The sequence below is a fragment of the Saccharopolyspora sp. NPDC003752 genome, from assembly GCF_053605825.1.
This window is the reverse complement of record NZ_JBSGJZ010000024.1, coordinates 20,256-44,610: the sequence shown is the minus strand read 5'-3', so window position 1 is coordinate 44,610 and position 24,355 is coordinate 20,256. Positions and strand designations below refer to the sequence as shown.

21 protein-coding genes are annotated in these 24,355 nt (G+C 69.1%); 11 read left to right on the top strand and 10 right to left on the bottom strand.

What is annotated here, in order from left to right:
• Window positions 1-75: 75 nt before the first annotated feature.
• Both ACWEV3_RS27485 and ACWEV3_RS27480 read right to left on the bottom strand, forming a co-directional pair.
• The gene (locus tag ACWEV3_RS27485) at window positions 76-792 is read right to left on the bottom strand and encodes a MerR family transcriptional regulator (RefSeq protein ID WP_452616658.1); all 717 of its coding nucleotides are present in this window, start codon (window positions 790-792) and stop codon (window positions 76-78) included.
• 209 nt (window positions 793-1,001) lie between these two features.
• The gene (locus ACWEV3_RS27480; protein ID WP_452616657.1) at window positions 1,002-1,703 is read right to left on the bottom strand and encodes a flavin reductase family protein; all 702 of its coding nucleotides are present in this window, start codon (window positions 1,701-1,703) and stop codon (window positions 1,002-1,004) included.
• Between the two features lie 260 nt (window positions 1,704-1,963).
• On the opposite strand from ACWEV3_RS27480, the gene ACWEV3_RS27475 reads away from it, so the two are divergent.
• The 4 genes from ACWEV3_RS27475 to ACWEV3_RS27460 all read left to right on the top strand — a co-directional run bounded on the left by ACWEV3_RS27475 (window position 1,964) and on the right by ACWEV3_RS27460 (window position 6,555).
• Window positions 1,964-3,097 (top strand): CaiB/BaiF CoA transferase family protein, encoded by a 1,134-nt coding sequence (locus ACWEV3_RS27475; protein WP_452616656.1) that lies wholly within the window; start codon window positions 1,964-1,966, stop codon window positions 3,095-3,097.
• 261 nt (window positions 3,098-3,358) lie between these two features.
• Entirely contained in the window at window positions 3,359-4,501 is a 1,143-nt protein-coding gene (locus ACWEV3_RS27470) for an acyl-CoA dehydrogenase family protein (RefSeq protein WP_452616655.1), read from the top strand.
• Between the two features lie 40 nt (window positions 4,502-4,541).
• A complete protein-coding gene (locus tag ACWEV3_RS27465) occupies window positions 4,542-5,705 on the top strand; it encodes an alkaline phosphatase family protein (RefSeq protein ID WP_452616654.1) in 1,164 nt (387 codons plus the stop codon).
• Between the two features lie 7 nt (window positions 5,706-5,712).
• Window positions 5,713-6,555, top strand: a complete 843-nt coding sequence (locus tag ACWEV3_RS27460) for an oxygenase MpaB family protein (protein WP_452616653.1) — start codon at window positions 5,713-5,715, stop codon at window positions 6,553-6,555.
• Window positions 6,556-6,769: 214 nt separating this feature from the next.
• Here ACWEV3_RS27460 and ACWEV3_RS27455 read toward each other — a convergent pair whose 3' ends face one another.
• The 4 genes from ACWEV3_RS27455 to ACWEV3_RS27440 are packed head-to-tail and all read right to left on the bottom strand — an operon-like array spanning window position 6,770 to window position 9,624.
• On the bottom strand, window positions 6,770-7,354 hold the full coding sequence (locus ACWEV3_RS27455; RefSeq protein ID WP_452616652.1) for a hypothetical protein: 585 nt from the start codon (window positions 7,352-7,354) through the stop codon (window positions 6,770-6,772).
• Window positions 7,348-8,109 (bottom strand): hypothetical protein, encoded by a 762-nt coding sequence (locus ACWEV3_RS27450; RefSeq protein WP_452616651.1) that lies wholly within the window; start codon window positions 8,107-8,109, stop codon window positions 7,348-7,350. Before ACWEV3_RS27450 ends, ACWEV3_RS27455 begins: the two co-directional genes overlap by 7 nt.
• A 22-nt stretch (window positions 8,110-8,131) precedes the next feature.
• Window positions 8,132-9,301 (bottom strand): WXG100 family type VII secretion target, encoded by a 1,170-nt coding sequence (locus ACWEV3_RS27445; RefSeq protein WP_452616650.1) that lies wholly within the window; start codon window positions 9,299-9,301, stop codon window positions 8,132-8,134.
• Window positions 9,298-9,624: a hypothetical protein gene (locus ACWEV3_RS27440; protein ID WP_452616649.1), complete on the bottom strand. Its 327-nt coding sequence runs from the start codon at window positions 9,622-9,624 to the stop codon at window positions 9,298-9,300. Before ACWEV3_RS27440 ends, ACWEV3_RS27445 begins: the two co-directional genes overlap by 4 nt.
• A gap of 428 nt (window positions 9,625-10,052) precedes the next feature.
• On the opposite strand from ACWEV3_RS27440, the gene ACWEV3_RS27435 reads away from it, so the two are divergent.
• From ACWEV3_RS27435 to ACWEV3_RS27415, 5 genes are all read left to right on the top strand, one after another.
• The gene (locus ACWEV3_RS27435; protein ID WP_452616648.1) at window positions 10,053-11,537 is read left to right on the top strand and encodes an FAD-linked oxidase C-terminal domain-containing protein; all 1,485 of its coding nucleotides are present in this window, start codon (window positions 10,053-10,055) and stop codon (window positions 11,535-11,537) included.
• Window positions 11,537-12,793, top strand: coding sequence for an FAD-binding oxidoreductase (locus tag ACWEV3_RS27430; RefSeq protein WP_452616647.1), 1,257 nt, complete (start codon window positions 11,537-11,539; stop codon window positions 12,791-12,793). Before ACWEV3_RS27435 ends, ACWEV3_RS27430 begins: the two co-directional genes overlap by 1 nt.
• Window positions 12,793-14,112, top strand: a complete 1,320-nt coding sequence (gene glcF, locus ACWEV3_RS27425; RefSeq protein WP_452616646.1) for a glycolate oxidase subunit GlcF — start codon at window positions 12,793-12,795, stop codon at window positions 14,110-14,112. Before ACWEV3_RS27430 ends, glcF begins: the two co-directional genes overlap by 1 nt.
• Window positions 14,113-14,389: 277 nt before the next feature.
• Window positions 14,390-14,752 carry an HIT family protein gene (locus ACWEV3_RS27420; protein WP_452616645.1) on the top strand — a complete coding sequence of 121 codons (363 nt, stop codon included), beginning with the start codon at window positions 14,390-14,392 and terminating at the stop codon, window positions 14,750-14,752.
• Window positions 14,753-15,144: 392 nt separating this feature from the next.
• A complete protein-coding gene (locus tag ACWEV3_RS27415) occupies window positions 15,145-17,301 on the top strand; it encodes an MMPL family transporter (protein ID WP_452616644.1) in 2,157 nt (718 codons plus the stop codon).
• 144 nt (window positions 17,302-17,445) lie between these two features.
• On the opposite strand, the gene ACWEV3_RS27410 is transcribed toward ACWEV3_RS27415, so the two are convergent.
• Window positions 17,446-18,051 carry a TetR/AcrR family transcriptional regulator gene (locus ACWEV3_RS27410; protein WP_452616643.1) on the bottom strand — a complete coding sequence of 202 codons (606 nt, stop codon included), beginning with the start codon at window positions 18,049-18,051 and terminating at the stop codon, window positions 17,446-17,448.
• A 328-nt stretch (window positions 18,052-18,379) separates the two neighbouring features.
• Between ACWEV3_RS27410 and ACWEV3_RS27405 the strand changes: the two genes are divergently transcribed.
• Together ACWEV3_RS27405 and ACWEV3_RS27400 are read left to right on the top strand one after the other, a co-directional pair.
• On the top strand, window positions 18,380-19,594 hold the full coding sequence (locus tag ACWEV3_RS27405; RefSeq protein WP_452616642.1) for an acetyl-CoA C-acetyltransferase: 1,215 nt from the start codon (window positions 18,380-18,382) through the stop codon (window positions 19,592-19,594).
• Between the two features lie 14 nt (window positions 19,595-19,608).
• Window positions 19,609-21,825, top strand: coding sequence for a 3-hydroxyacyl-CoA dehydrogenase NAD-binding domain-containing protein (locus tag ACWEV3_RS27400; protein ID WP_452616641.1), 2,217 nt, complete (start codon window positions 19,609-19,611; stop codon window positions 21,823-21,825).
• Window positions 21,826-21,911: 86 nt separating this feature from the next.
• Here the strand turns inward: ACWEV3_RS27400 and ACWEV3_RS27395 are convergent, their stop codons facing one another.
• The 3 genes from ACWEV3_RS27395 to ACWEV3_RS27385 all read right to left on the bottom strand — a co-directional run bounded on the left by ACWEV3_RS27395 (window position 21,912) and on the right by ACWEV3_RS27385 (window position 24,320).
• Window positions 21,912-22,160, bottom strand: coding sequence for a hypothetical protein (locus ACWEV3_RS27395; RefSeq protein ID WP_452616640.1), 249 nt, complete (start codon window positions 22,158-22,160; stop codon window positions 21,912-21,914).
• 259 nt (window positions 22,161-22,419) lie between these two features.
• The gene (locus ACWEV3_RS27390; protein WP_452616639.1) at window positions 22,420-23,220 is read right to left on the bottom strand and encodes a hypothetical protein; all 801 of its coding nucleotides are present in this window, start codon (window positions 23,218-23,220) and stop codon (window positions 22,420-22,422) included.
• A 488-nt stretch (window positions 23,221-23,708) separates the two neighbouring features.
• Window positions 23,709-24,320, bottom strand: coding sequence for a TetR/AcrR family transcriptional regulator (locus ACWEV3_RS27385; protein WP_358574540.1), 612 nt, complete (start codon window positions 24,318-24,320; stop codon window positions 23,709-23,711).
• Window positions 24,321-24,355: the final 35 nt, after the last annotated feature.

Sequence of the window (24,355 nt, the reverse complement as noted above, 5' to 3'; positions counted from 1 at the left end):
CGACGAGATGAAACCTCATGGGAGGTGTCGTTGGCCAGCGCCGAAAGCCGGAATCGGCCGCCCGATCCGGTCAATTCAGACGTGGTCGCGGATCACGTCGTTGACGGCGCGCTGGAACCCGTTGACCAGGACCTGGATGGTCAGCGGTCGCAACTGGTCGGTCGCCGCGCGGACCCGCTCGCGCTCATCTTCCGGTCGGCCGCGCTCGACGTAGGGGCGGAGCACGTTCGCGGCGAACAGTTCGCGCAGCTCGGTCGCGATCTGCGCGGTGTGCTGCTCCACGATTCCCTTGGCCTGCAACAGCATTTCCAGCGGCAGGTCGAGGTCCAGGATCTGCAGGCCGACGCCCAGCATCGCCGAGCTGGGCAGCCGGAGCCGCGTCGAATCCGGGATCCGCTGCAGCATTCCGAGTTCGATGAGCTGCTCGACCAGCCGGTCGTCGAGGTGCCGGCCGGCGCGGCGATCGAGCTCGTGGCGCTCCAGGTCCTCGGCGTGGTCGTCCGTCCACGGCGCGATCAGCGCGCGCTGCAACGCGAGCTCGTCCGGCGAGGCATCGGCCGGGATGCGCTCCAGGTGGCGCTCGATCGCCGATAGCGTGAAGCCGAGTGCCTGCAGTTCGCGGATCAGGTCGAGTCGGGCCAGGTGGTCGCCGCCATAGAGGCCGAGCCGGCCGCGCAGTCGCGGCGGCGGCAGCAGGCCGCGAGAGGAGTAGAACCGGACGGTGCGCACGGTGACTCCGGCGCGGGCGGCCAGTTCGTCGATGGTGAGCTCTTCGTCCGCAGTTCGGAGCATGGCCGCAACGTTACTCCTTGACCGCTGTAACACCAACGGTGTCTCATCGACACTGTGATCCCGGTTGTCCGGGTTCAAGCAGGTCGGACTACTGCTGTCCGCCCCAGAGGCTTGGCCGACCGCCATGCGGATGGCCTGTTCCCGAAGGCGCGAGAACAGACCGTCCGCATGAACGGGCCACCGGCGGTCCGAGCCGGGGCGCTCGGGGCCTAGCCGACCCGCAGCGTCGGGGCCTCTCGTCCTCGTTCGATGTCCGGGCCGCGGTAGAACCCTTCCGGGATCTGCGCGAGCCTGGACGGGTGCACCTGCGGTCCGAGCCCGTAGAACTTCTGGAAGCTCATGATCAGCGGTCGCCACGCGTCCGGGTCGATGCGGTCGCTGGTGCCCTCCATGCGGATCTGCTCGTGCACGTGCACTCGCTGGATGCGCACCTCGAGGGCCACGATCCCGCCGCGCTGCGCCTCGTCGTCCTCGGCCACCGGGTGCTCTGCCTCGACGACGGCTTCCATCGCCACCGGGCACTCGGCGGCGCGTGGCGGCGACACCGTTTCGGAGGCGACCGGTGTGAGTTCCGCGCGGCCGAACTTGTCGGGCTCGAACCGGTAGCCCGCCTCGTGCTTGTAGGGCGGAACCGGATTCGAACCCGTGGTCATCGCCAGCCGATCGACGACGTGCGCGAGCGAATCGGACGGCAGGTTCAGGACGCATTCGCCGGTCCGCCGCATGTTCTGCATGGTCTTCGAGTGGGCGCTCATCCCGAGCATGCCTCGCCAGCCGAGCCAGAAGGCCGATGACATCGGGGCGAGATTGGCGGATCCGTCTTCGTTCAGCGTGGAGATCAGCACTACCGGTGTCCCGAAGTAGAGGATGCCGGGTTCGATCCGGGTATGCGTCGAGGTTGTTGCCGTCATGCGATCAATCCTTGCGGCGGGAGGTGCACCGGGCTGGCGGCAAACGGACGTCTCGTTCCGCGCGCCGACGGCACCACTGCGAGCGCTGCGTGGGAGCCGAGTGCATGTTCCGTGTGCTGTGATGCACGTCTGCTCGGACCTGCCCCGAACGCAGGGCTTTCGGGGCAGGTCAAGGCCTTGACCGCTGTAACACCAACGGTGTAACACTAATTGCGTCGCGATACTTGTGGTGCGTGACACAGGCCGTGGAGAGGTGTGGCGTGACGGGAACAGGCGGGCCGCTGGCAGGGATCAAAGTCGTCGAACTCGCCGGTATCGGGCCGGCCCCGTTCTGCGCGATGCTGCTGGCCGATCTCGGTGCCGACGTGGTGAGAGTGGACCGGCCCACTGCCGCCGGGGGCAAGACCGACCTGCTCAACCGCGGCAAGCGATCGGTGCAGGTGGACCTCAAGCACGAACGCGGCGCGGAGGCGGTGCTGGCGCTGGCCGAGCGGGCGGACGTGCTGCTGGAAGGACTGCGCCCCGGGGTCACCGAACGCCTGGGCGTGGGGCCGGAGCAGTGCTGGGCGGTCAACCCGAAGCTGGTCTACGGGCGGATGACCGGCTGGGGTCAGCACGGGCCGCTGGCGTCGACCGCGGGGCACGACATCGACTACATCTCCCTCGGCGGCATGCTGCACGCCATCGGCCGCGAAGGCGGGCCGCCGCAGGTCCCCGCGAACCTGCTCGGCGACTTCGGGGGCGGCGCGATGTACCTGGCTGTCGGTGTTCTGGCAGCGCTGCTCGAAGCGCGCACCAGCGGCCGCGGGCAAGTCGTCGACGCGGCCATTGTGGACGGTGCCGCGCACCTGGGCACCATGCTGTTCAGCTTCCTGTCGACCGGCGGCTGGAAGACCGACCGCGGCACCAACCTGCTGGACACCGGTGCGCCCTACTACGACGTCTACGAAACCTCCGACGGCGAATACGTCTCGGTCGGCGCGCTGGAGCCGCAGTTCTACGCCGAACTGCTGGACCGGCTGGGGCTGGCGGGCGAGGTGCCCGACCGCGACGACCCCGCGAACTGGCCGGCGCTGCGCGAACGGTTCGCCGCAACCTTCCGGCAGCGCACCAGGCAGGAGTGGGCCGAACTGTTCGCCGGCTCCGACGCGTGCGTCGCGCCGGTGCTGTCCATGGCAGAAGCCGAAACCCACCCCCACGTCGCGGCCCGGGAAACCCTGGTGCGACGGGACGGTGTCTTGCAGCCGGCACCGGCACCGCGCTTCAGCCGGACCCCGAACCCGCCGCCCGGACCGGTCGCCGAGGCGGGCGCGGACACCGAGGAGGTGCTGCGGGACTGGAAGGTCCCGCCGGAACTGTTCGAATCCGGTGCGTTCGGTTCGAGGGACCGATGAGCGGCGCCGCCGCGACCAGTCGCCGCGTGGGCGGGGGATGGCAGAAAGGTTCCCATCCTCGCACCCGCTGGCAACCGGCTCCCGGGCCCGAAACCGCGACCCGCCCTCGCCGGTCGGTGACAGGAAGGTTCCCATCCTCCCGTCCGGCTGGGGTCGTGGTGACAGGAAAGTTCCCATGCTGTCGTCCCGCCAGGGTCGTGGTGACAGGAAAGTTCCCTTCCTCCCACGCCCGGCGTGAACATCGAAAGGAGGCGTGAACCGATGCGCAGGGAGTTGTTCGAGCCCGAACACGAGGCGTTCCGCGAGACGGTGCGCACCTTCGTCAACAAGGAGCTCGTGCCGCACGTCGAGGAGTGGGAGGCCGCCGGGGTCGTCAGCCGCGAGTCGTGGTTGGCCGCCGGGGCGCAGGGGCTGCTCGGCTTCGCCGTCGACGAGCAGTACGGCGGCGGTGGCGTCGACGACTTCCGGTTCAACGTGGTGTTCGACGAGGAACTCGTCGGCGCGGGCATCTCCGGCTTCGGCTCGCCGCTGCACAACGACATCATCGCGCCGTACCTGAACAGGCTGGCCACCGACGAGCAGAAGCAGCGCTGGCTGCCCGGGTTCTGCAGCGGCGAGCTCATCACCGCCATCGCCATGACGGAGCCGGGTGCGGGCAGCGACCTGCAGGGCATCCGCACCACCGCGGTGCGCGACGGCGACGACTTCGTCCTCAACGGGCAGAAGACGTTCATCAGCAACGGCATCCTCGCCGACCTGGTGATCGTGGTGGCCCGCACCGACCCGGACGCCGGGTACGAGGGCATCAGCCTGCTGGTCGTGGAGCGCGGCATGCCCGGCTTCGAACGCGGCCGCAATCTCGACAAGATCGGCCAGAAGTCGCAGGACACCGCGGAGCTGTTCTTCAACGACGTGCGGGTACCGGCGCGCAACCTGCTCGGCGAGGAAGGGCAGGGCTTCATCTACCTGATGCAGAACCTGCCGCAGGAGCGGCTGTCGATCGCGGTCGCCTCGGCCGCCACCGCCGAGAAGGTCCTGGCCATCACCAAGGACTACTGCCGCGACCGCACGGCGTTCGGCCGTCCGATCGGCAAGTTCCAGCACATCCGGTTCGAGCTGGCGGAGATGGCCACCGAGGTCGAGATCGGCCGGGTGTTCACGGATCGTTGCGTCATGGACCACGTTCGCGGTGAACTGGACAACGAGCACGCCTCGATGGCCAAGTGGTGGCTCAGCGAGCTGAACAAGCGGGTCGTGGACCGCTGCCTGCAACTGCACGGCGGCTACGGGTACATGACGGAATACCCGATCGCCAAGGCGTACCTGGATTCCCGGATCCAGACGATCTACGGCGGCACCACCGAGATCATGAAGGAAGTCATCGGGCGGTCGATGGGATTCTGACGGTCGTGGGCGCACGCGCCCACGAGAGAGGCAGGGCGCCATGGACTGGATCGTCGCTCCCGACGACGACGGGCGAGCACTGCCCGACGTCCTCCCATCGTTGCTCGGTGCGATGGACGTGGCCGGGTTCTCCGACACCATCGGGTTCCCGGCCTGCCGCACCGCGGGCGTGTTGCTGATCGACGGGCTCGGCCAGGACCTGCTGCGCGAGCACGCGGAAGACGCGCCGTTCATGGCCGGCCTGCTGACGTCGCCGCCGCTGAAGGCCGGTTTCCCGACGACGACGGTCACCAGCATCACCTCGCTGGGCACCGGCCGGTGCGCGGGCGAGCACGGTCTCGTCGGCTACAGCTTCGCCGAGCCCTCGGGCGGCCTGCTGCACCCGCTGAGCTGGGGAACCCACGGGACGACGGGCGATTCCGCCGGAGGCCGTCGGAGCCTGCTCGACCAGTGGCCACCCGAACAGGCCCAACCGACGCCGACGGTGCTGGAACGGGCGGCCGCAGCGGGCGTCGACGTCCGGACCGTCGTGCCCGCGGAGTTCGCGAACACCGGGCTGACCAGGGCCGCGTTTCGCGGCGCGGATTTCCGGGGCTTGCGCGCCCTGGGCGATCTCGCCGCTGAACTGCTCGCCGCGCTGGGAGCCGACAGCCCGGCGCTGTGCTACGGCTACCACGGTCACCTCGACTTCCTCGGGCACGTCCACGGCCCCGGCTCGTTGCCGTGGCGCCTGCAGCTGACGGTCATCGATCGCCTGGTGGCGATGCTGGCCGAACGCCTCCCGCGCGACGCGGTGCTGACCGTGATCGCCGATCACGGCATGGTCGAGATCGACCCCGGCGAGGCGGTCGACGCCGACACCGACCCGGCATTGCGAGCCGGTGTCCGCCTCCTCGGCGGCGAGGTCCGCGCCCGCCACATCTACGTCGAACCCGGTGCGCTGGCCGATGTGCACGCCGCCTGGCGGGAGACGATCGGCGATCGCGGCATGGTGCTCACCGGTGAGCAGGCGATCGACGAGGGCTGGTTCGGCCCGGTGGTCGCCGATTCGGTGCGACCGCGCATCGGCGACGTGCTGGCGATCATGCGTGATTCCGGGGTGATCCGGTCGGTGGTCGAGCCGGGGGAGTCCGCGCTGCGAGGTCACCACGGCTCGCTCACCTCGGCCGAACAACTGGTTCCGGTGCTGATGTTGGGCGGGTGACGGGCGGATGCGCGACGAGGGGTTGTTCGGGCCGCGGACCGTGACCTGGCAGCTGCATGCTGACCCGGCGATGTGGATCGCCGGGATCTGCAGCCTCTACCTGCAGGCGTTGCACCCGCGTGCGGTGGCGGCCGTCGTGCAGAACTCCCGGTTCCGGGAAGACCCGCTGGGACGCCTGATGCGCACCGGGAACTTCGTCGCCACGACGACCTACGGCACGACGGCCGAAGCCGAATCCGCGGGCGAACGGGTCCGCCGGGTGCACCGCATGCTCAGCGCGACCGATCGGAGAACCGGCGCCGAGATCCGCTTGGACGACCCGGACCTGCTGCGCTGGGTGCATTGCGCCGAGGTCGCATCGTTCGCCGGTGTCGTGCGGCGCGCAGGGTTCCCGCTCACCGAGGCGCAACTCGACCGGTACTTCGACGAACAGCGCCGGGCGGCCGCCCTCGTCGGGCTCGACCCGGCGGAGGTGCCCGGCTCGACCCGTGCGATGGCGGAGTACTTCGAGCAGATCCGGCCCGAACTGCAGCGGACGGCCGACTCCGACCTGGTCTACGACTTCCTGCACCGGCCGTTCGCGCCGTGGTGGCTGCTGCCGGTGAACCTCGGCTACCTGCCCCTCGGACACCTCGCGTACTCGGTGCTGCCGGGGTGGGCGCGGAAGCTGCACGGCCGCCCGGCGTACCCGGCGCCGGTGGTCGCGGCGGGACTGTGCGGGTTCAGGACGACCGGCCTGGCGGTGCCGGACCAACTGCGCTTCCGCTACCCGGGCGATCACGTCCAGCGCGCGGTGGACCGCCTGGGCAAGACGGCCATGCCGTCGATCAAAACCCTCGCCCAGCTGTGACACGGCGAAAGCATGGGAACTTTCCTGTCACCACGGCGGCGGCCGGAGTGCAGCACGGGAACCTTCCTGTCACTCCGCCCGCATAGCGGCGCAGCATGGGAACTTTCCTGCCATTGCCGACGGCGTGAAGCATGGGAACCTTCCTGTCACCACGGCCCGAGTGGGGCCGCAGCACGGGAACCTTCCTGTCATTCGCGACGCCTGCGGCGAGGGGTCACTGCCGGAGCAGGAGCTTGGAGCCGTCGGCGAAATCGATGGAGGCGAACGGCGCTCCGACGAACGTCCGCCCCAGCAGCACGTCGCGGATGCCGCGCACTGCGTTCGGCGGCTGTTCCCACCACGTGATCAAAGACGTTTCCAGCCCCAGCAGCGGCGCGGGGGGCGGGGTTCGGGAGGCGGGCAGGTCGACGAACCGGGCCGGGATGACCACGGCCATGCGCTGGTTGGTGGCGACCAACCAGGCGTACCCGTTGCCCGCGGTCAGCACGTCGGCGCTCTGGATCGCGAGTTGGCCGCTGTCGGACGCGGTGGCCCAGCCGCGGATTCCCGCGTCGTGCACCCACTCGTCGCCGAGGTAGTCCCCGCGCACGGTGAGGTCGGCCGGCTTCAGGTACGTCTCCGACACTTCCTGCTTGCACTTCGGCACGGGGTTGGCCGGTGCGTGCGGAACGGCGTTTCGACCGGCCACCGTGGACGCCAGGAACCCGGGGGCGCGGTGGAAGATGCGGTGGAACGCCTCGCCCTGCCGGAGCCAGCCGTGTTCGGCGACCTTCGCGACGTCCTTCGGGGTGGCTACCAACTGCCGCTCCTGGTGTTGACCAGACCGAGCACCCGGTCCGGTTGGGCTTTCGCGGGCACCTGGAGATCGAGCCGCGAGCCGTCGGCGAACGTGATCCGCAGGTACGCCGCCGCCCTGTCTTCCCGTTCGCGCCCGAGACCGCCGAATCGGCGTTGCACGATCTCGTAGCCGCTGATCTGGTCGGTGCCGACGCTCGCGCGCTCGATCACCTGCGGCACCTGGGTCTGGCCGCCATGGTCGAAGTACCGGCCCTTGTTGTTGACCGTGCTACCCATGGTGCCCGCGAAGTCGTCGGCGAGCCGGTAGACGGGGCCGGTGGCTTTCTTGATCGTCTCCATGCCCTTGTCGAACCAGTCCTGCGAGCCTTCCGGGAGTTCTGGCAGCTCCAGCAGCGCCAACCGGTCGGGGGTGGCCACGAGGACGCCGGGGAGTTCTCCCGGGGCGGCCTCGCCTTGCGCACCGGTCATCCGCACGGCGGTCTCCGACACGCTCCGGGCCGAAACCACCGCTGTCGGCAGGTTGCGTTCGTCGGACGGCTCGTCGCCGCCGGTGAACAGGGAGTTGACGCGGAACGGCACTGCGCCCACCTGGAACGCGGCGCGGGTGAGGATGCCGCGCCGCTTCTTGCCGTGCTCGTCGAGCCCGCCCACTTCGAACAGCGGGACGTGGTACGGGTCGGGGAAGGCCCAGGCGATCGGCTCCCCCGGCCGGCACCACGACGAGCGTGCGCTCAGGATCAGGTGTTCCAGGGTCATTCAGCTCGCCGCTCCCACGGGGTCACGAGAATCCCTTCTCCTGCGCGGCCTTGCTCTCCTCCGGGGAGAGCTGTCCGCTGATCCGCTGGTTGGCCTCGTCGTACATGGCCTTGGGGATCTCCTTGACGGCCTGTCCTTCGAGGGTCTCCGTCACGCCACTAATACCAGCACCGACCAGCGACGTCTCGCCGCCGAGCGCCCCGCCGATGACCTTGCCCGCGAGGTTCGCGGCCAGCGCTTCCTCCCCGGTCTTGTGCAGGCCCTGGCCCTTCATGAAGACGTTGCTGGTCTTCGACGTGGCGAACTCGCGCAGCACCTCGCCGGTGTTGGGGTCCTTCACCTGCTCGATCTTGCCCTTGGAGATTCCCCGGGTGAGCAGCCTGCCGAGCTTGCCGGATTCGCGGATCTTGTTGAGCAGCTCTTCCAGCCTCTTCAGCCACTTGTAGAGCTGGGCCTGGATCTTGGCGACCTGCGTGGCGATCCGGCCACCGGTGATGCCGACCGACGCGGTGGTGGTCGCGCCGGCCGCGCCCACCACCGCGCCCGCGGTGATCCACGACGCGGCGAGCGCGGCGAGCCACTGGACGATCAGGCTGATGATCAGCTCGGTGAGGATGTTGATGACCATCTCGACGAACATGTCGAACATGTCCGCGATGCCGTCCAGGGTTTCCTTCAGCCCGCGGACGTCCTGCGCCAGGGCCTTGGTCCCGTCGCCGAACTCGGTCATCTGCTTGCGGAAGGCGTCGCCGTCCTGGCCGACCCACGTCCCGGCGGTCGCCTCAGCGCGCTGGGGCTCCTGCTCGGCGACCGAGTCGAGCCACTTCGCGACCTCGTCCCAGCCCTTGCCGGTGGCACGCATCTGCTCGGGGTCGCCGATGGCCTGCTCGGCGATCTCGATCAGCGGCGTCATCACGATCGACACCAGGAACCCGAGGCCGTTGTCCAGCAGCGCCGCGCCGGGATTGGACAGCAGATCCATCTGCTCCTGGCGCGCCGAGATGACCGCGGAGGTCCATTCGGGCGCGGCGGAGCCGTCGGCGAGGCTGCCGCCGTTGGTGTTGGCGGCCGCGTCCTTCAGGTCGGAGGTGGCTCCGGCGATGGAGGAGCCGCGGGTCAGGGTCTGCTCGGCCCAGTTCTTGCGGGTGGAGTCGCCCTGGTTGAGCTCGGTGAAAGTTCCCGGGCCGGTCATCCTGCGAGCCCCTCTCCGGCCTTGTTCAGCATCTCGATGATCTGCTGCTCGGTCTCGTCGTAGTCCTTGATGGTGTCTTCGAGGGCCTGCTTGGTCTCGGTGAGGAACTGCTGGGCCTTCTGCGCCATCTCCTGGCAGCCCTGCAGGGTTTCGAAGTACTTGTCGCTGATGCCGACGGCGTTGCCGATCGGGCCGAAGCACTGGTCGTCGGTGCGCGCCTGCTCCAGAAGCTGAGAGAGCTGCCCGAACTTGTCGGCGAGGCTCTCGCAGCCGGAGCCGTGTTCGGTCAGCGTCCCGGGCGTCATCTGCAGATTGCCACCCACTGCGGCACTTCCCCTCAGCGTGATTTGACTGGTTGTCGACCTTACGTCGCGTTTGACGTTGATGAGAAGTATTCGGTTCCGCTCGTTTTGAGACGTCTTCCGCTTTCGTCCGTTGACCGCGGCGCTCGCCTCCGGGCCTCGGCATTCGCGGCGGTGCGAGCATGGGAACTTTCCTGTCATCCGGCGGCCCGGAGGGCGTGAGGATGGGAACCTTCCTGTCATTTCCCGCCTGGCGGCGGCTCGTCTTGCGGTGGAAGTGACAGGAAGGTTCCCTTGCTCTGGTCACGGCGGGAGCCGAGCGCGATCCTGATGCTGTGCGCGACGGCGGAACATCTTGTCCACCTCTTGTATCTATGTTGTGAACAACCTAGGGTTCCCGATGACCGGAAGGGTCATTCCGTAAAACGGAAGTAACCGGGAGGCTGAGCATGCAGTCGACCAGCACCGCGATCGAGCCGGTGCTCGACCAGGTCGTGCAGCGGTTCCACGCGGCACTGCCGCCCAACGCAGTGATCACCGACCCGCAGCGGCTGCGCACCTACGAATGCGACGGGCTGGCGAGCTACCGGGTCGTGCCGGCCGTGGTGGTGCTGCCGGAAACCGCCGAGCAGGTCCAGGAGATCGTCCGGATCTGCGCCGAGCACCAGGTCCCGTTCGTCGCCCGAGGTTCCGGCACCGGACTGTCGGGCGGGGCGCTCCCGCACGCTTCCGGTGTGCTCGTGGTGACCTCGAAGATGCGGCGGATCCTGGAGATCGACCTGGCCAACGAGCGGGCCGTCGTCGAACCGGGCGTGATCAACCTCGATGTCACCAAGGCCGTCGCCGCGCAGGGCTACTACTTCGCGCCGGACCCGTCCAGCCAGCAGGTCTGCTCGGTGGGCGGCAACGTCGCGGAGAACTCCGGCGGCGCGCACTGCCTGAAGTACGGCTTCACCACCAACCACATCCTCGCTCTCGAGGTCGTCACCCCGGACGGCGACATCGTCGAACTCGGCGGCAACGCGCGTGAAACCCCAGGCTACGACCTGCTGGGCGCCTTCATCGGCAGCGAAGGCACGCTCGGCGTGGTCACCAAGATCACCGTGCGGCTGCTGCGCAAACCCGAGGCGGTGCAGACCTTGCTGGCAGGGTTCCCGTCCACCGACGAGGCGGGCGCGGCGGTCTCGGCGATCATCGCCGACGGCGTCACCCCGGCGGCGATCGAGATGATGGACGCGCTGGCCATCGAAGCCGCCGAACAGGCCGTGCAGTGCGGCTACCCGGAAGGCGCCGGCGCGGTGCTGGTCGTCGAACTCGACGGCCCCGCAGCCGAGGTCGAGCACACCTTCACCGAGGTGAAGCGGCACTGCGAGGCGCACGGCGCGTTCGAAATCCGGGTCGCCGCCGACGATCACGAACGCGCGATGATCTGGAAGGGCCGCAAGTCCGCGTTCGCCGCGGTGGGCCGCATCAGCCCCGACTACATCGTGCAGGACGGGGTGATCCCGCGGACCGCGCTGCCCGAGGTGCTCGGCCGGATCGCCAGGCTGTCCGCCGAATCGGGCGTGCGGGTCGCCAACGTCTTCCACGCCGGAGACGGGAACCTGCACCCGCTGGTGCTCTTCGACGATGCCGAGCCGGGGGCGAACGAGCGTGCCGAAGCGGTCTCCGGCGCGATCCTCGACCTGTGCATCGAGCACGGCGGCTCCATCACCGGAGAGCACGGGGTCGGCGCGGACAAGGTCAAGTACATGGGCCGGATGTTCACCGCCGACGACCTGGACACCATGCAACGCGTGCGCTGCGCCTTCGACCCGGTCGGGATCTGCAACCCGGGCAAGGTCTTCCCGACGCCGAGGCTCTGCGGCGAAGTGCCCGGGCCCCGGCGCGGCGTGCACCCACTGACCGAAGCGGGATTGGCGGACCAGTTCTGATGCCCACTACGACCAAGGACGCCGCGCACGGAGCACTGGTGGCCGCGCTGGGCGCCGAATGCGTGCGGGAAGCGACGGAGGCCGACGCCGTGTCCGGCGTCCGCCCGCACTGGGTGGCCACTGTGGACGGAACGGAGCGGGCGTCGGTGGCGATGAAGATCGCCGCCGAGCACGGCCTGCGGGTGGTGCCCAGGGGATCGGGCAGCAAGCTCGCCTGGGGTTGCGCGCCGGACGCCGTGGACCTGCTGCTCGACGTGTCGGCCGCGAGCGGCATCGTCGACCACGCCGCGGGTGACCTCGTGGTGCACGCCCTGGCCGGAACGCCGATCGCCGAGGTCAACAGTGCTGCCCGCGCCGCCGGGCAGCAGTTGGCGATCGACCAGCCGCTGCCGACGGCGACGCTGGGCGGCATCATCGCGACCGGAACCGCGGGGCCGTCCCGGCACCTCTTCGGCGGGGTGCGCGACCTGCTGATCGGCATCACGGTCGTGCGGGCCGACGGCACGGTGACCACGGCGGGCGGCAAGGTCGTGAAGAACGTCGCGGGCTACGACCTCGGCAAGCTCTACACCGGCTCCTTCGGCACGCTCGGGGTGATCACCGAAGCCGTGTTCCGGCTGCACCCGGTCGCCGCCGAGCACCGCTGGATCACGGTCACCGTCGACGACCCGGAAAGCGCCGCGGCCGCCGCCGACATCGTCCGGCACTCCCAGGCGATGCCCACCGCGATCGAACTCGACCGGGCCGAACCCGGCGGGCCGATCACGGTCTGCGCGCAGCTCGAAGGCAGGCCCACCGCCACGCACGACCGCGCGGTCGAGCTGGCCGCCGCCATCGGGCACGGCGCGGAAGTGCTGGCGCAGGCCCCTTCGTGGTGGGGGCAATACCCGTTCGACCCGGCCGACGGGATCGGCCTGCGCTTCGGCGCGGAGCCGACCGCGCTGCCCCGACTGCTCAACGCCGCGCAAGACGCCGCCGCGGCGAACGGCCTGCCGCTGGCGATCCGCGGCGCCGCCGGACTTGGCGTGCTGAACGCCGGGCTGCCCGGCGACGCGGACGCCGCCGGCGTCGCCGAGCTCGTCAAAGCGCTGCGCGCCAGCTGCGACTACGCGGTACTGCTCCGCGCGCCGCAGGACGCCGCGATCGACCCGTGGGGGCCGATCGCGCCCGGACTGCTGGCGCTGATGCGTCGCACCAAGGACCAGTTCGATCCGGAACACCGGCTCGCCCCCGGCCGGTTCGTGGGAGGAATCTGATGACCGAGACCCCGGCCCGCCCGGGCGCCTTCGACGCGCTGCACCCGCCGCAGCGCGAGCTCGTCGACGACTGCGTCCACTGTGGATTCTGCCTGCCCACCTGCCCCACCTACGACCTGTGGGGCGAGGAGATGGACTCGCCGCGCGGGCGCATCTACCTGATGAAGGAAGGGCTCGAAGGCGAGCCCATGACCGACACGATGGCCGGTCACTTCGACGCATGCCTCGGCTGCATGGCCTGCGTGACCGCCTGCCCGTCCGGGGTGCAGTACGGCACGCTCATCACCGAGACGCGGGCCCAGGTCGAACGAAACCACCAGCGCGGACGCTGGGAGCGGCTCCTGCGCACGGCGATCTTCACGCTGTTCCCGTACCCGCGCCGCCTCAAGGCGATGCGCGGACCGCTCGCGCTGTACCAGCGGCTCGGCATCGGCAACCTGCTCAAGCGGTCCGGGCTGCTGTCGAAGCTGCCGGACGGGCTGCAGGTGATGGAGTCCCTGGCGCCGCCGATCAGTCGCGCGCCGAAGCTGGGAAACCGGATCCCGGCGCGCGGCAAGCGACGCGCGACCGTCGGCATGATCACCGGCTGCGTGCAGAGCGCGTTCTTCCCCGATGTCAACGCGGCAACGGCGCGCATCCTCTCCGCAGAAGGCTGCGACGTCGTCATCCCGCCGGCGCAGGGCTGCTGCGGCGCGCTCAGCGAGCACTCCGGGCGCGAACCCGAAGCGGTGAAGTTCGCCCGCCAACTGCTGGACACCTTCGAAGAATCCGGCGTGGACTACGTCGTCATCAACTCGGCCGGCTGCGGCTCCACGCTGAAGGAATACCCGCGACTGCTGCAGGACGACCCGGAATACGCCGAGCGAGCGGAACGCTTCTCCGCGCGAGTGCGCGACATCTCCGAACTGCTTGCCGAGCTGGGCCCGGTCGCCGAGCGCCACCCGCTGCCGGTGCAGATCGCCTACCACGATGCCTGCCACCTGGCGCACGGCCAGGGCATCAGGTCGCAGCCTCGTGAACTCCTGCGCGCGATTCCCGGGCTGGAGCTCAAGGAGATCAACCGGGGCGAACTGTGCTGCGGTTCCGCAGGCGTCTACAACCTGCTCCAGCCGGAGGCCGCGCGCGAACTGGGTGACCGCAAGGCCGAGAACATCCTCGCCACCGGCGCGAAGCTGCTGGTGACGGCGAACCCGGGGTGCTCGATGCAGATCCGCACGGCGCTCGAGCGTCGCGGTGAGCGCCTGGCGATGGCGCACACCGTGCAGGTGCTCGACGCATCCATCCGCGGCCGGGGCGTCGAAACGCTGCTGCGCGGCTGAAACGGCACTACCGCGAGGTCGGCGACCCGGTCGCCGACCTCGCGACCATTTCGCCACCACCAGCCGGGCGCCGAGCCGAGGCGCGCCGGGCGCGAGCATGGGAACCTTCCTGCCATTCCGGGCGCGAGCATGGGAACCTTCCTGTCATCGGATTCCAGGAGGTCGGGTCTTGGTTGCGCAGGCGGGCCGGTGTCTGGCTTGTGATCTCTCCAGCGGCGCAGTCCGCCTCCCGGGCGGGAGAATCCACGAGACGGCTTCCTGGGTGGTGGAGCACTGCGTGGGTCCGTTGGGCATTGGCACGCTGCTGGTCAAGCCGTTCCGCCACGTGCTGCACATCGCGGAGCTGACCGAAGAGGAGAGCGCCGAGCTCGGTCCGCTGCTGCGGCGCGTGTCTGCAGCGGTCGAAGACGTCGTGCGCCCGGAGCAGGTCTACGTCTGCCTGTGGTCGCATTCCGGAGGCGTGCCGGGACACATCCACTTCGTCGTGCAGCCCGCCACCTGCGACCTGATGGAACGGTTCGGCGGCTACGGGCCCGCGCTGCAGATGGCGATGTTCGCCGAAGGCGACATCCCGGACGAAGCAGAGGTGGAAGCGATCTGCACCCAACTCAGAGCGGCGCTGCACCCTTCGGCTTCCTGACGCAGGCCCTTGCTGCCGACTGCGCAGCCAGGTGGGTCCGCCCCGGCCTGGAGTGACAGGAAGGTTCCCTTGCTCCCGTCGGGCGGGCCGTTTCGGTTCCTGCGGTGACAGGAAGGTTCCCTTGCACCGCTTCCGTGGCCGGCGGGAGCGGGCCGCGACCGAGCGTCTGATTTCACCTCCACTTCACTTTTGCGAGCGTTTACTTGCATTCGAAAAATGCGAGTGTTTGCTCGTATGTGCGTCCTAGTTGGCAACGACACCGCCAGCAGCCAAGAGAGGGACTTCTCGCGATGCTTGATTCGGGCAACAGTCCGCCCCCCGAACCCGCGTTGGCGCGCCTCGGCCGATTCGTGATCCGGCGCCGGTGGTGGACCCTCGCGGTCAGCCTGGTCATGTTCGCCGTGGCACTGGTCGGTGCCTCCGGCGCGATGAGCGCGCTTTCGCTGTCCCGCTTCGAATCGCCGGGCAGCGAGTCACTGGTCGCCGCCGACGTGCTGGACCGCGAGTTCGGCACCGGCGGGCCGAACATGTCACTGCTGGTCACCGCCAAGAACGGAAACGTGGACGATCCGGCCGTCGCCGCGGCAGGTCGGGCGCTGACCGACGAACTGGCCGCCCGTCCGGAAGTGGCCGAGGCCGACTCCTACTGGTCCCGCGGGACCAGTCCGTCGCTGCGGAGCGCCGACGGACGGCAGGCCCTGGTGTTGGCGCGGGTTCCGGGCGACGCGACGCAGACCCGCGGCATCCTCCGCAACCTCTCACCGCAGTTCACCCGCGACACCGCGGACATCGCGGTCGAGGTCGGTGGCCGAGAGGAGGTCTTCCGGCAAGTCGGCGCGCAGGCTGGGCAGGACTTCATCCGGGCCGAAGCGCTGATCTTCCCGCTCGTGTTCGTGCTGTTGGTGCTGGTGTTCCGCGGATTCGTCGCGGCTCTGCTGACGCTCGGAATCGGAGTGTTCGCGATGGTCGCCACCATGGCGGCGTTGCGCGTCACGGCCGCCTTCACCGAAGTCTCCACGTTCGCGCTCAACATCACCCTCGCGATGGGATTGGGGCTGGGAGTCGACTACTGCCTGTTCGTGATCAACCGGTTCCGGGAACGTCTCAGCAGCGGCGACACCCAGCACGACGCGATCATCCACAGTGTGCAGACCGCCGGGCGAACGGTGCTGTTCAGCGGGCTGACCGTCGCGATCTCGCTGCTGGGGCTGCTGTTGTTCCCGTTCCCCTTCCTGCGGTCCTTCGCCTACGCGGGATTCTTCGTCGTGCTGTTCAGCGCCATCGGGGTGCTCTTCACCCTCCCGGCAGCGCTGGCCCTCGTCGGACGTGCGGTAGGCGGAGGCATGCTGCGGCGTCGCCGCCCCAGGCCGAGTCGCGCCGGCTTCTGGCACCGCACGGCCCTGATCGTGATGCGCCGACCAGTCGCCTTCGGCGGCGCCGTCATCGTCATCCTGCTGGTGCTGGGATCACCGATCCTCGGACTGCGGTTCGGCCTGCCGGACGACCGGGTGCTGCCGCCCAGTGCATCGAGCCGGCAGGTGTCCGAGCGAATCCGGGCCAACTTCGGGGTCGAGGAGTCCGACGCCATCCACCTCGTCGCCCCGTCCGCCGGTGACCCGAGTGGACTGCGGCCGCAGGTCGAGGGTTACGCGACCGCGCTGTCCCGGCTGGAAGGGGTGGTGCAGGTCGATACCATGGCCGGCCGGTTCGTCGATGGGCAGCGCGCGGCCGGTGTGCCGGCCGAATTTGACCGGTTCACCAGCGGCACGGGAACGTGGCTTTCAGTCGTGCCCAGCACCGCGATCCTGGAGGTGGACCCGCTGGGCTTCGTGCAGGACGTCCGAGACGTCCCCGCGCCGTTCGCCGTGCAGGTGGGCGGTTATCCCGCCGAACTCGCGGACTTCCGGGCGGCGCTGCTCGACAGGTTGCCGCTGGCGTTGCTGGTGATCTTCGGGATCACGTTCATCATCCTGTTCCTGATGACCGGCAGCCTGGTGCTGCCGCTGAAGGCGACAGTGCTGAACCTGCTGAGCCTGTCGGTCATGTTCGGTGCGCTGGTCTGGATGTTCCAGGAAGGGAACCTGTCCGACGTCTTCGGTTTCACCGCCACCGGAACGCTCGAAACCAGCATTCCGATCCTGATGTTCTGCATCGCGTACGGGCTGTCCATGGACTACGAGGTGTTCATGTTGTCGCGGATCAAGGAGGAGTACGACCGGACTGGTGTCAACGAATCGGCTGTCGCGGTGGCGATCGAACGCAGTGCACCGCTGATCACCGCTGCCGCAGCGATCTTGGCGGTGTCCTTCGCGATGTACGCGTCTTCGGGCGTGCTCTTCCTGAAAATGCTCGGGCTCGGCCTGGCGTTGGCGGTACTGGTCGATGCCACGTTGATCCGAGCTGTCCTGGTGCCCGCGTTCATGCGGCTCGCCGGAAACGCCAACTGGTGGGCCCCCGCACCGCTGAAGCGAATCCACGCCCGGTTCGGCATCAGCGAAGCAAGCCCATCGCAGTCGCCGACCGCGCAATCCCTGGCCGGAACTCGCTAGCGCCCGACCAACGGCGCTCGCTCCACAGCTGTGCGGGGCGGGCGCCGTGACAGGAAGGTTCCCTTCCTGTCACGGTTCAGCAGTGCATGACCGGCGAGATCTCCGCGCGACGTTTTGAAGCTGGAGTGCGTGGCCCGGGCCAGATCAGTCGCCGACCAGCGGTGCCAGGGAGGCGTGGAAGATCCGCTTGAGTTCGCGGACGACCGACGCTCGCTCGTCTCCGGTCGACGTGATGATCAGGGGCAGGACGCCGCGGAACGCTCCGGTCAGCACCCGCGCGGCGCGCACCCTCTGGTCCTCCGGCAGCTCCGGGGCGCGCGCGGCGAAGATCGTGCTCAGCCGGTCGATCACCGCTTCGCGGATGTGCAGGGGTTTCGTCGCCACCTCGTCCGGGGTGTTGAACAGGGCTTGGAAGCCCGGGTTCGACAAGTTGAAATCGATCATCGGGTCCAGCATCGCGTCGATCAGCTGGGCGAGCGGGAGGCCGGCGTTCTCCACGGTCAAGGCGGTGCGGTGTGCTTCCTGCAACTGGCGGAGGTACCGCTCGGCAAGGGCGCGGGCGATCTCCTCCTTGTTCGGGAAGAACTGGTAGAGCGACCCGGGGGAGGACCCGGCGCGAGCCGCGATCGCGTTCGTGGTCGCGGCGGCGAAGCCGACCTCGCTGAACACCTCGGCGGCGGCGTCCAACAGCAACTCGATGCGCCGTTCGCCCCTTGCTTGCCTGCGACGCTGCGGCGGCCGATCCGCCATCCCTGCCACCTCCTCCGCGCGGCCGCCACCAGCCCCGGCGAAGATGCGACCGTTCGTTCACATTCTCCGTGGACGGTATCCGGTCCGCGGTGGTAGGGGCGGCTGGGAACCTTCCTGCCGCCCCTCGGGGCTGGATGCGAGGAAGGGAACCTTCCTGTCATGCGGCCCTCCGTGCGTGGAGGTGACAGGAAGGTTCCCATGCTCGCACCGCCCCAACCCCCATCCGGGCGCAACTGATCGTTCGGCAAGCCCCACACCCATTGACTGTGACAGTGTTGGTGTCACACTCTGGGTGGAGCACCTGCCGCAATGAGGAGGCACGCCACACATGTCCGAGGCGTTCGTCTACGACGCGATCCGCACACCACGCGGTCGCGGCAAGAAAACCGGGTCGCTGCACGGGGTGAAGCCGATCAGCCTGGTGGTGGGCCTGATCCAGGAGCTGCAGCGCCGCCACCCGGACCTGGACCCCGCGCTGATCGACGACGTCGTGCTCGGCGTGGTCTCGCCCGTCGCCGACCAGGGCGGCGACATCGCCAAGACCGCCGCGCTGGCCGCGGGCTTGCCCGACACCGTCAGCGGCGTGCAGATCAACCGCTTCTGCGCGTCCGGCCTGGAGGCCGTCAACATCGCCGCCCAGAAGGTGCGTTCCGGCTGGGAGGACGCCGTGCTCGCCGGCGGCGTCGAATCCATGTCCCGGGTATCGATGGGCTCCGACGGCGGAGCCTGGGCGATGGACCCCGAAACGAACTTCGCCACCTCCTTCGTGCCGCAGGGCATCGGCGCCGACCTGATTGCCACCATCGAAGGCTTCGACAGGTCCACTGTGGACGCCTATGCCGCCGAGTCGCAGACCCGCGCCGCCAAGGCCTGGGCCGACGGCCGCTTCGCCCGCTCCGTGGTCCCGGTGACCGACCGAAACGGCGTCACCGTCCTCGACCGCGACGAACACATCCGCGCCAACACCACGGCCGACAGCCTCGGCGGGCTGAAGTCGTCCTTCGCCGACATCGGCGAGCTCGGCGGATTCGACGCCGTCGCGCTGCAGAAGTACCACTGGGTGGAGCGCATCGACCACGTCCACACGGCCGGCAACTCCTCCGGCATCGTCGACGGCGCCGCGCTGGCGCTGATCGGCAGCGAATCCCTCGGCGAACGCACCGGGCTGCGTCCCCGCGCCCGGATCGTCGCCGCGGCGCTCAGCGGCGCCGATCCGACGATCATGCTGACCGGCCCCGGCCCGGCGGTCCGCAAGGCGCTGGCCAAGGCCGACCTGAGCATCGACCAGATCGACCTGATCGAGATCAACGAGGCCTTCGCCGCGGTCCCGCTGAAGTTCATGAAGGAATTCGGCGTCGCCCACGACAAGGTCAACGTCAACGGCGGGGCCATCGCCATGGGCCACCCGCTGGGCGCCACCGGGGCGATGATCCTGGGCACCCTCATCGATGAGCTGGAACGCCGCAACCAGCGCTACGGCCTGGCCACGCTGTGCATCGGCGGCGGCATGGGGATCGCGACTGTCGTCGAACGGATCGGCTGAAGGACACATCACACATGAGCGAGCAGAACACCATCCGCTGGGAGTCCGACGCCGACGGCATCGTCGTGCTGACCCTGGACGACCCGCAGCAGCAGGCCAACACCATGAACGAGCGCTACCAGCGCTCCATGGACGAAACCCTGCAGCGCCTGGAAGCCGAGCGCGACAACATCACCGGCGTCGTCCTCACCTCCGCGAAGAGCACCTTCTTCGCCGGCGGTGACCTGCGCGAGCTGGTCCAGGCCCGCCCCGGCGACGCCGAACGGGTCGCCGGGACCACCACCGGCGTCAAGCGGCAGCTCCGCCGCCTCGAAACCCTCGGCGTGCCGGTGGTCGCCGCGCTCAACGGCACCGCCCTCGGCGGCGGCCTGGAGATCGCGCTGGCCTGCCACCACCGCATCGCGCTGAAGGACCCCAAGGCCCGCTTCGGTTTCCCCGAGGTCACCCTCGGCCTGCTGCCCGGCGCCGGCGGCGTGGTCCGCACGGTCCGCCTGCTCGGCATCGCCGACGCCCTGCTGAACGTGCTGCTGCAGGGCCAGCGGCTGCGCCCGGAGAAGGCCGCGGAGATCGGCATCGTCGACGAGCTCGTCGACACGCCGGAGCAGCTGATCGCGGCCGCCAAGGACTGGATCAAGGCCAACCCCGAGGCGGCACAGCCCTGGGGCCGGCCGGGACACAAGATTCCCGGTGGCACGCCGTCGAACCCGAAGTTCGCCGCGAACCTCCCGGCGTTCCCCGCCAACCTCCGCAAGCAGCTCAAGGGCGCGCCACTGCCCGCCCCGCGCAACATCCTCGCCGCCGCAGTGGAAGGCGCGCAGGTCGACTTCGACACCGCGCTCGTCGTCGAGGGCCGCTACTTCGTGGAGCTGGTCTGCGGCCAGACCGCCAAGAACATGAGCAAGGCGTTCTTCTTCGACCTCCAGCACATCAACTCCGGCGGCAGCCGCCCGGCCGGCGAACCCGAATGGCGCGCGAAGAAGGTCGCGGTGCTCGGCGGCGGGATGATGGGCGCGGGCATCGCCTACGTGTGCGCCAAGGCCGGCATGCAGGTCGTGCTCAAGGACATCTCGCTCGCGGCGGCCGAGAAGGGCAAGGACTACTCGGCGAAGCTGCTGGAGAAGGCCATCGCCAAGGGGCGTTCGACGCAGGCCAAGGCGGATGAGCTGCTGGCTCGGATCACGCCCACCGACCAGATCGACCCGCTGACCGGCTGCGACCTGGTCATCGAGGCCGTCTTCGAGGACCCGAAGATCAAGCACCAGGTGTACTCGGAGGTGCAGGAGGTCATCGACGGCGACGCGCTGATCGCCTCCAACACCTCCACACTGCCGATCACCGACCTCGCCGAGGGCGTGCGCCGCCGCGAGGACTTCATCGGCCTGCACTTCTTCTCCCCGGTCGACAAGATGCCGCTGGTCGAGATCATCTGCGGTCAGCACACCAGCGACCGGGCCCTGGCGCGTGCGTTCGACGTGGTGCAGCAGATCAACAAGACGCCGATCGTGGTCAACGACAGCCGCGGCTTCTTCACCAGCCGCGTCATCGGCAAGTTCGTCAACGAGGGCGTCTCGATGCTCGCCGAAGGCGTGCACCCGGCGTCCATCGAGCAGGCCTCCGCGCAGGCCGGATTCCCGGCGCCCGTCCTGCAGCTGTTCGACGAGCTGACCTTGACGCTGCCGCGCAAGATCCGCGACGAGACCAGGCGCGCCGTCGAGGCCGCCGGCGGGACCTGGACGCCGCACCCGGCAGAGCTGGTGCTGGACCGCATGGTCGACGAGTTCGACCGCAAGGGCCGCTCCAGCGGCGCCGGCTTCTACGACTACGTCGACGGCAAGCGGGTCGGGCTGTGGCCGGGACTGGCCGAGCACTTCGGCGCGGCCGAGCGTGATCCGTCCGAGGTGAGCCTGACCGACCTCAAGGAGCGGATGCTGTTCGTGGAGGCGCTGGAAACGGTCAAATGCCTCGACGAGGGCGTGCTGCGGTCGGTGCCGGATGCCAACATCGGTTCGATCTTCGGCATCGGGTTCCCCGCCTGGACCGGCGGAGTCGTGCAGTACATGAACGGCTACTCGGGCGGGCTGGCCGGATTCGTCGCGCGCTGCCGGGAACTGGCGGAACGCTACGGCGAGCGGTTCGAGCCGCCGGCCTCCCTGGTCCGCCGCGCAGAGGCGGGGGAGCCGTTCGACCTCGGCGAACCCGACGGGGACATCGTCGCCGCCACTGCGGCGTGACGCGCGAGGCTTCGTAGCCGTCGAACTCGCGGACGTGAAAAGGCGCCGGGCCAACGAGGGTCCGGCGCCTTTTCCGCTGGTCCTGCTCAGCGCTTGGGGTGGTCGATGATCGGCGCGTTGACGCAGTTGTTGATCTGCGGCGACAGGATCGGGACCACGATGGCGGCGACGGCAACGTTGTTGCCGCACAACTGCACCGGAACGGCGCTGACGTTGTTGTCGTCCAGCAGGTTGATGCCGTTGTTGTTCGCGCTGTCGGCGAAGGCCGGGGAGGCGATGGCCATCATCGCAGCTGCGGCTGCGGCAACACCAGCAATACGAGCACCGGTACGCACTGTGCTTCTCCTTAGGTGACTGAACATTGCGGGTTCATCCCTTGCGGCGACCGGGAAAACGCGGGAACAGGCCCGTGCAACGGCGACCGCGTGGCAGAGTTTGCGCCATGCCCGCAGGCGAAGTCGAACCGCTCCGGGCGTGTTCCGCCAAGTTCCCACGATGGAGTGAGAAATCCATTGTGGAGCGTTGCTTGTTCGTTGTGCGGACACGAAAAAGTGGTCCCGGAACGATGTCCGGGACCACTTGATCAGATCGTGCTCAGCGCAGCGTGCGGGCCACGTCGCCGATCGACGGGAGCTGACCGGTGATCCGGCGCACCGGAGCATTCGGAAGGCTGCCCGTGACCTGCTGCGCGACGTCCCTCGCGCCGCCGCCGAGGCCGCTGTTGAGCTCCGACGTCACCGGGGTCTTCTCGACCGCAGGCACGAGCTTCTCGGGCTGTGGCAGGGCGACCTGCTTGCCGGAGCTCTGCAGCGGGTTGCGCTGCAGAGCGGGGGCGACCGCGCCGACCGGGTTGGCCAGCGGTTCCGTCGCGTAGCCCTGGGCCGCGGTCAGGTCGACCGCGGTGTCCAGCGTGGACGTGCCCTGGTGTCCGGGCTCGCGCGGTCCTACCTCGGCGTCCAGCAGAGTGGCTTCCGGAATGCGGCCGGAGGCCACACCGAGGTGGCCCGGGGCAACCGAGCCGCCGATGGTCGGGCGGGTCTTCGTCATCTGCTCGACGCGGGTGGTCTCGGCGAAGACGTGGCCGAGCACGTTCTTCGGCTTGCCGGGCGCGAGCACCGGGCGGCCGTCCCGCAGCTCACCGCCAATCCCGTGGCCGGTGGTGGTGATGTCCGCGCCCACCTTCTTGACCAGGTTCGGGGCGTTCGCGTACAGCTGGGTGTCCGCGCACGGAGCCTTCGTCGGGCTGTACCCGGGCCCGTTCTGCATCTGGCAGGCGTTCAACGGGGCGAGGACCCCGACGTTGTCCGGAACGGACGACAGGTCCGGCTTCGGGAGGTCGGTGCTCTCCGCGGCAGAGGCGGCACCGGTTCCGACAGCGGCGAACCCCGCGGCCACAACGGCTGCCTTTACTGTGCGCGTGGTCCAGGGGCGCAAACTGTTCTCCTTGGGTCTGACGTGTTGGCACGGCTGACTCGGTATCGGAGAACGTTCGGTGGATCTTGACCCCCAACTCTCGATCACCGCCCGAACGAGTGAAGTTCGAGAGGTGCGACCCGCTGCTCGGGTCAGAACCGGCCCCCTGCTGCCTCGGCATTCCGGCCCCGCGATCCCGCACCGGCAACACACTCGCGGCGCTCCAGTTGAGGGACGGATGACAGGAAGGTTCCCATGCTTCAAGGGTGCGGGGGTGCACTCGGCGTGAGGTGACAGGAAGGTTCCCATGCTTCAAAGGCGCAGCCCTGCGACAGGAGTGGAGTGACAGGAAGGTTCCCATGCTTCAAAGGCGCAGCCCTGCGACCGGAGTGGAGTGACAGGAAGGTTCCCATGCTCCAACCGACGTCCCAGGGCCGCCGGCGGCTGGGCCGCCTTGCGGGCGGGTGGTGTCAGGGGACTGGGGTGAGGCTTGGGGCGAACAGCGCCATCAGGTGTCCGGTGGCTTGTTCGGCGGTGATTTCCGGGCGGCGGTCCCGCCACAGGGCGAGGCGTTCGCAGGCGCCGATGATCGCCTCCGCGAACGCCTCCAGCTGCACCGGATCGAGGTCGGGGCGCGCGGCGCCCATCAGTCCCGAGGTGAACTCCATCTGCTGCATGCGGATCGATTCCAGCTCGCTGCTCACCGACGAGCTCGGCACCGCGGACTCGTTGCGCAGCAGCGCCCAGGCCTGGGCGTGGTCGTCGCTGAACTTGAAGAACGCCAGCAGGCAGTCGTGCAGCAGTTGCTCGGGGGTGGCTGCGCCGGCCGCCGCGACCGTGGTCGCTTCCAGCAGCTCGCGCTTGGCCCGTTGCAAGCAGGCGAGCAGCAATCCCTCCTTGGAACCGAAGTACTCGTAGAGCATCGGTTTGGACAGGCCGACCCGTGCCGCGATGTCGTCCATGGACGTGCCCTGGTAGCCGTCCGCCGCGAACACCTGCTCGGCGACGGCGAGGATCTGGCGTTCCCGCTCGGCTCGGGGCATCCGCTTGCGTCCGGTGGTCGGTGCCTGCTGCGTCTCCACGGAAACACCCTACCGCAAGTAACTTACTCGTAGTA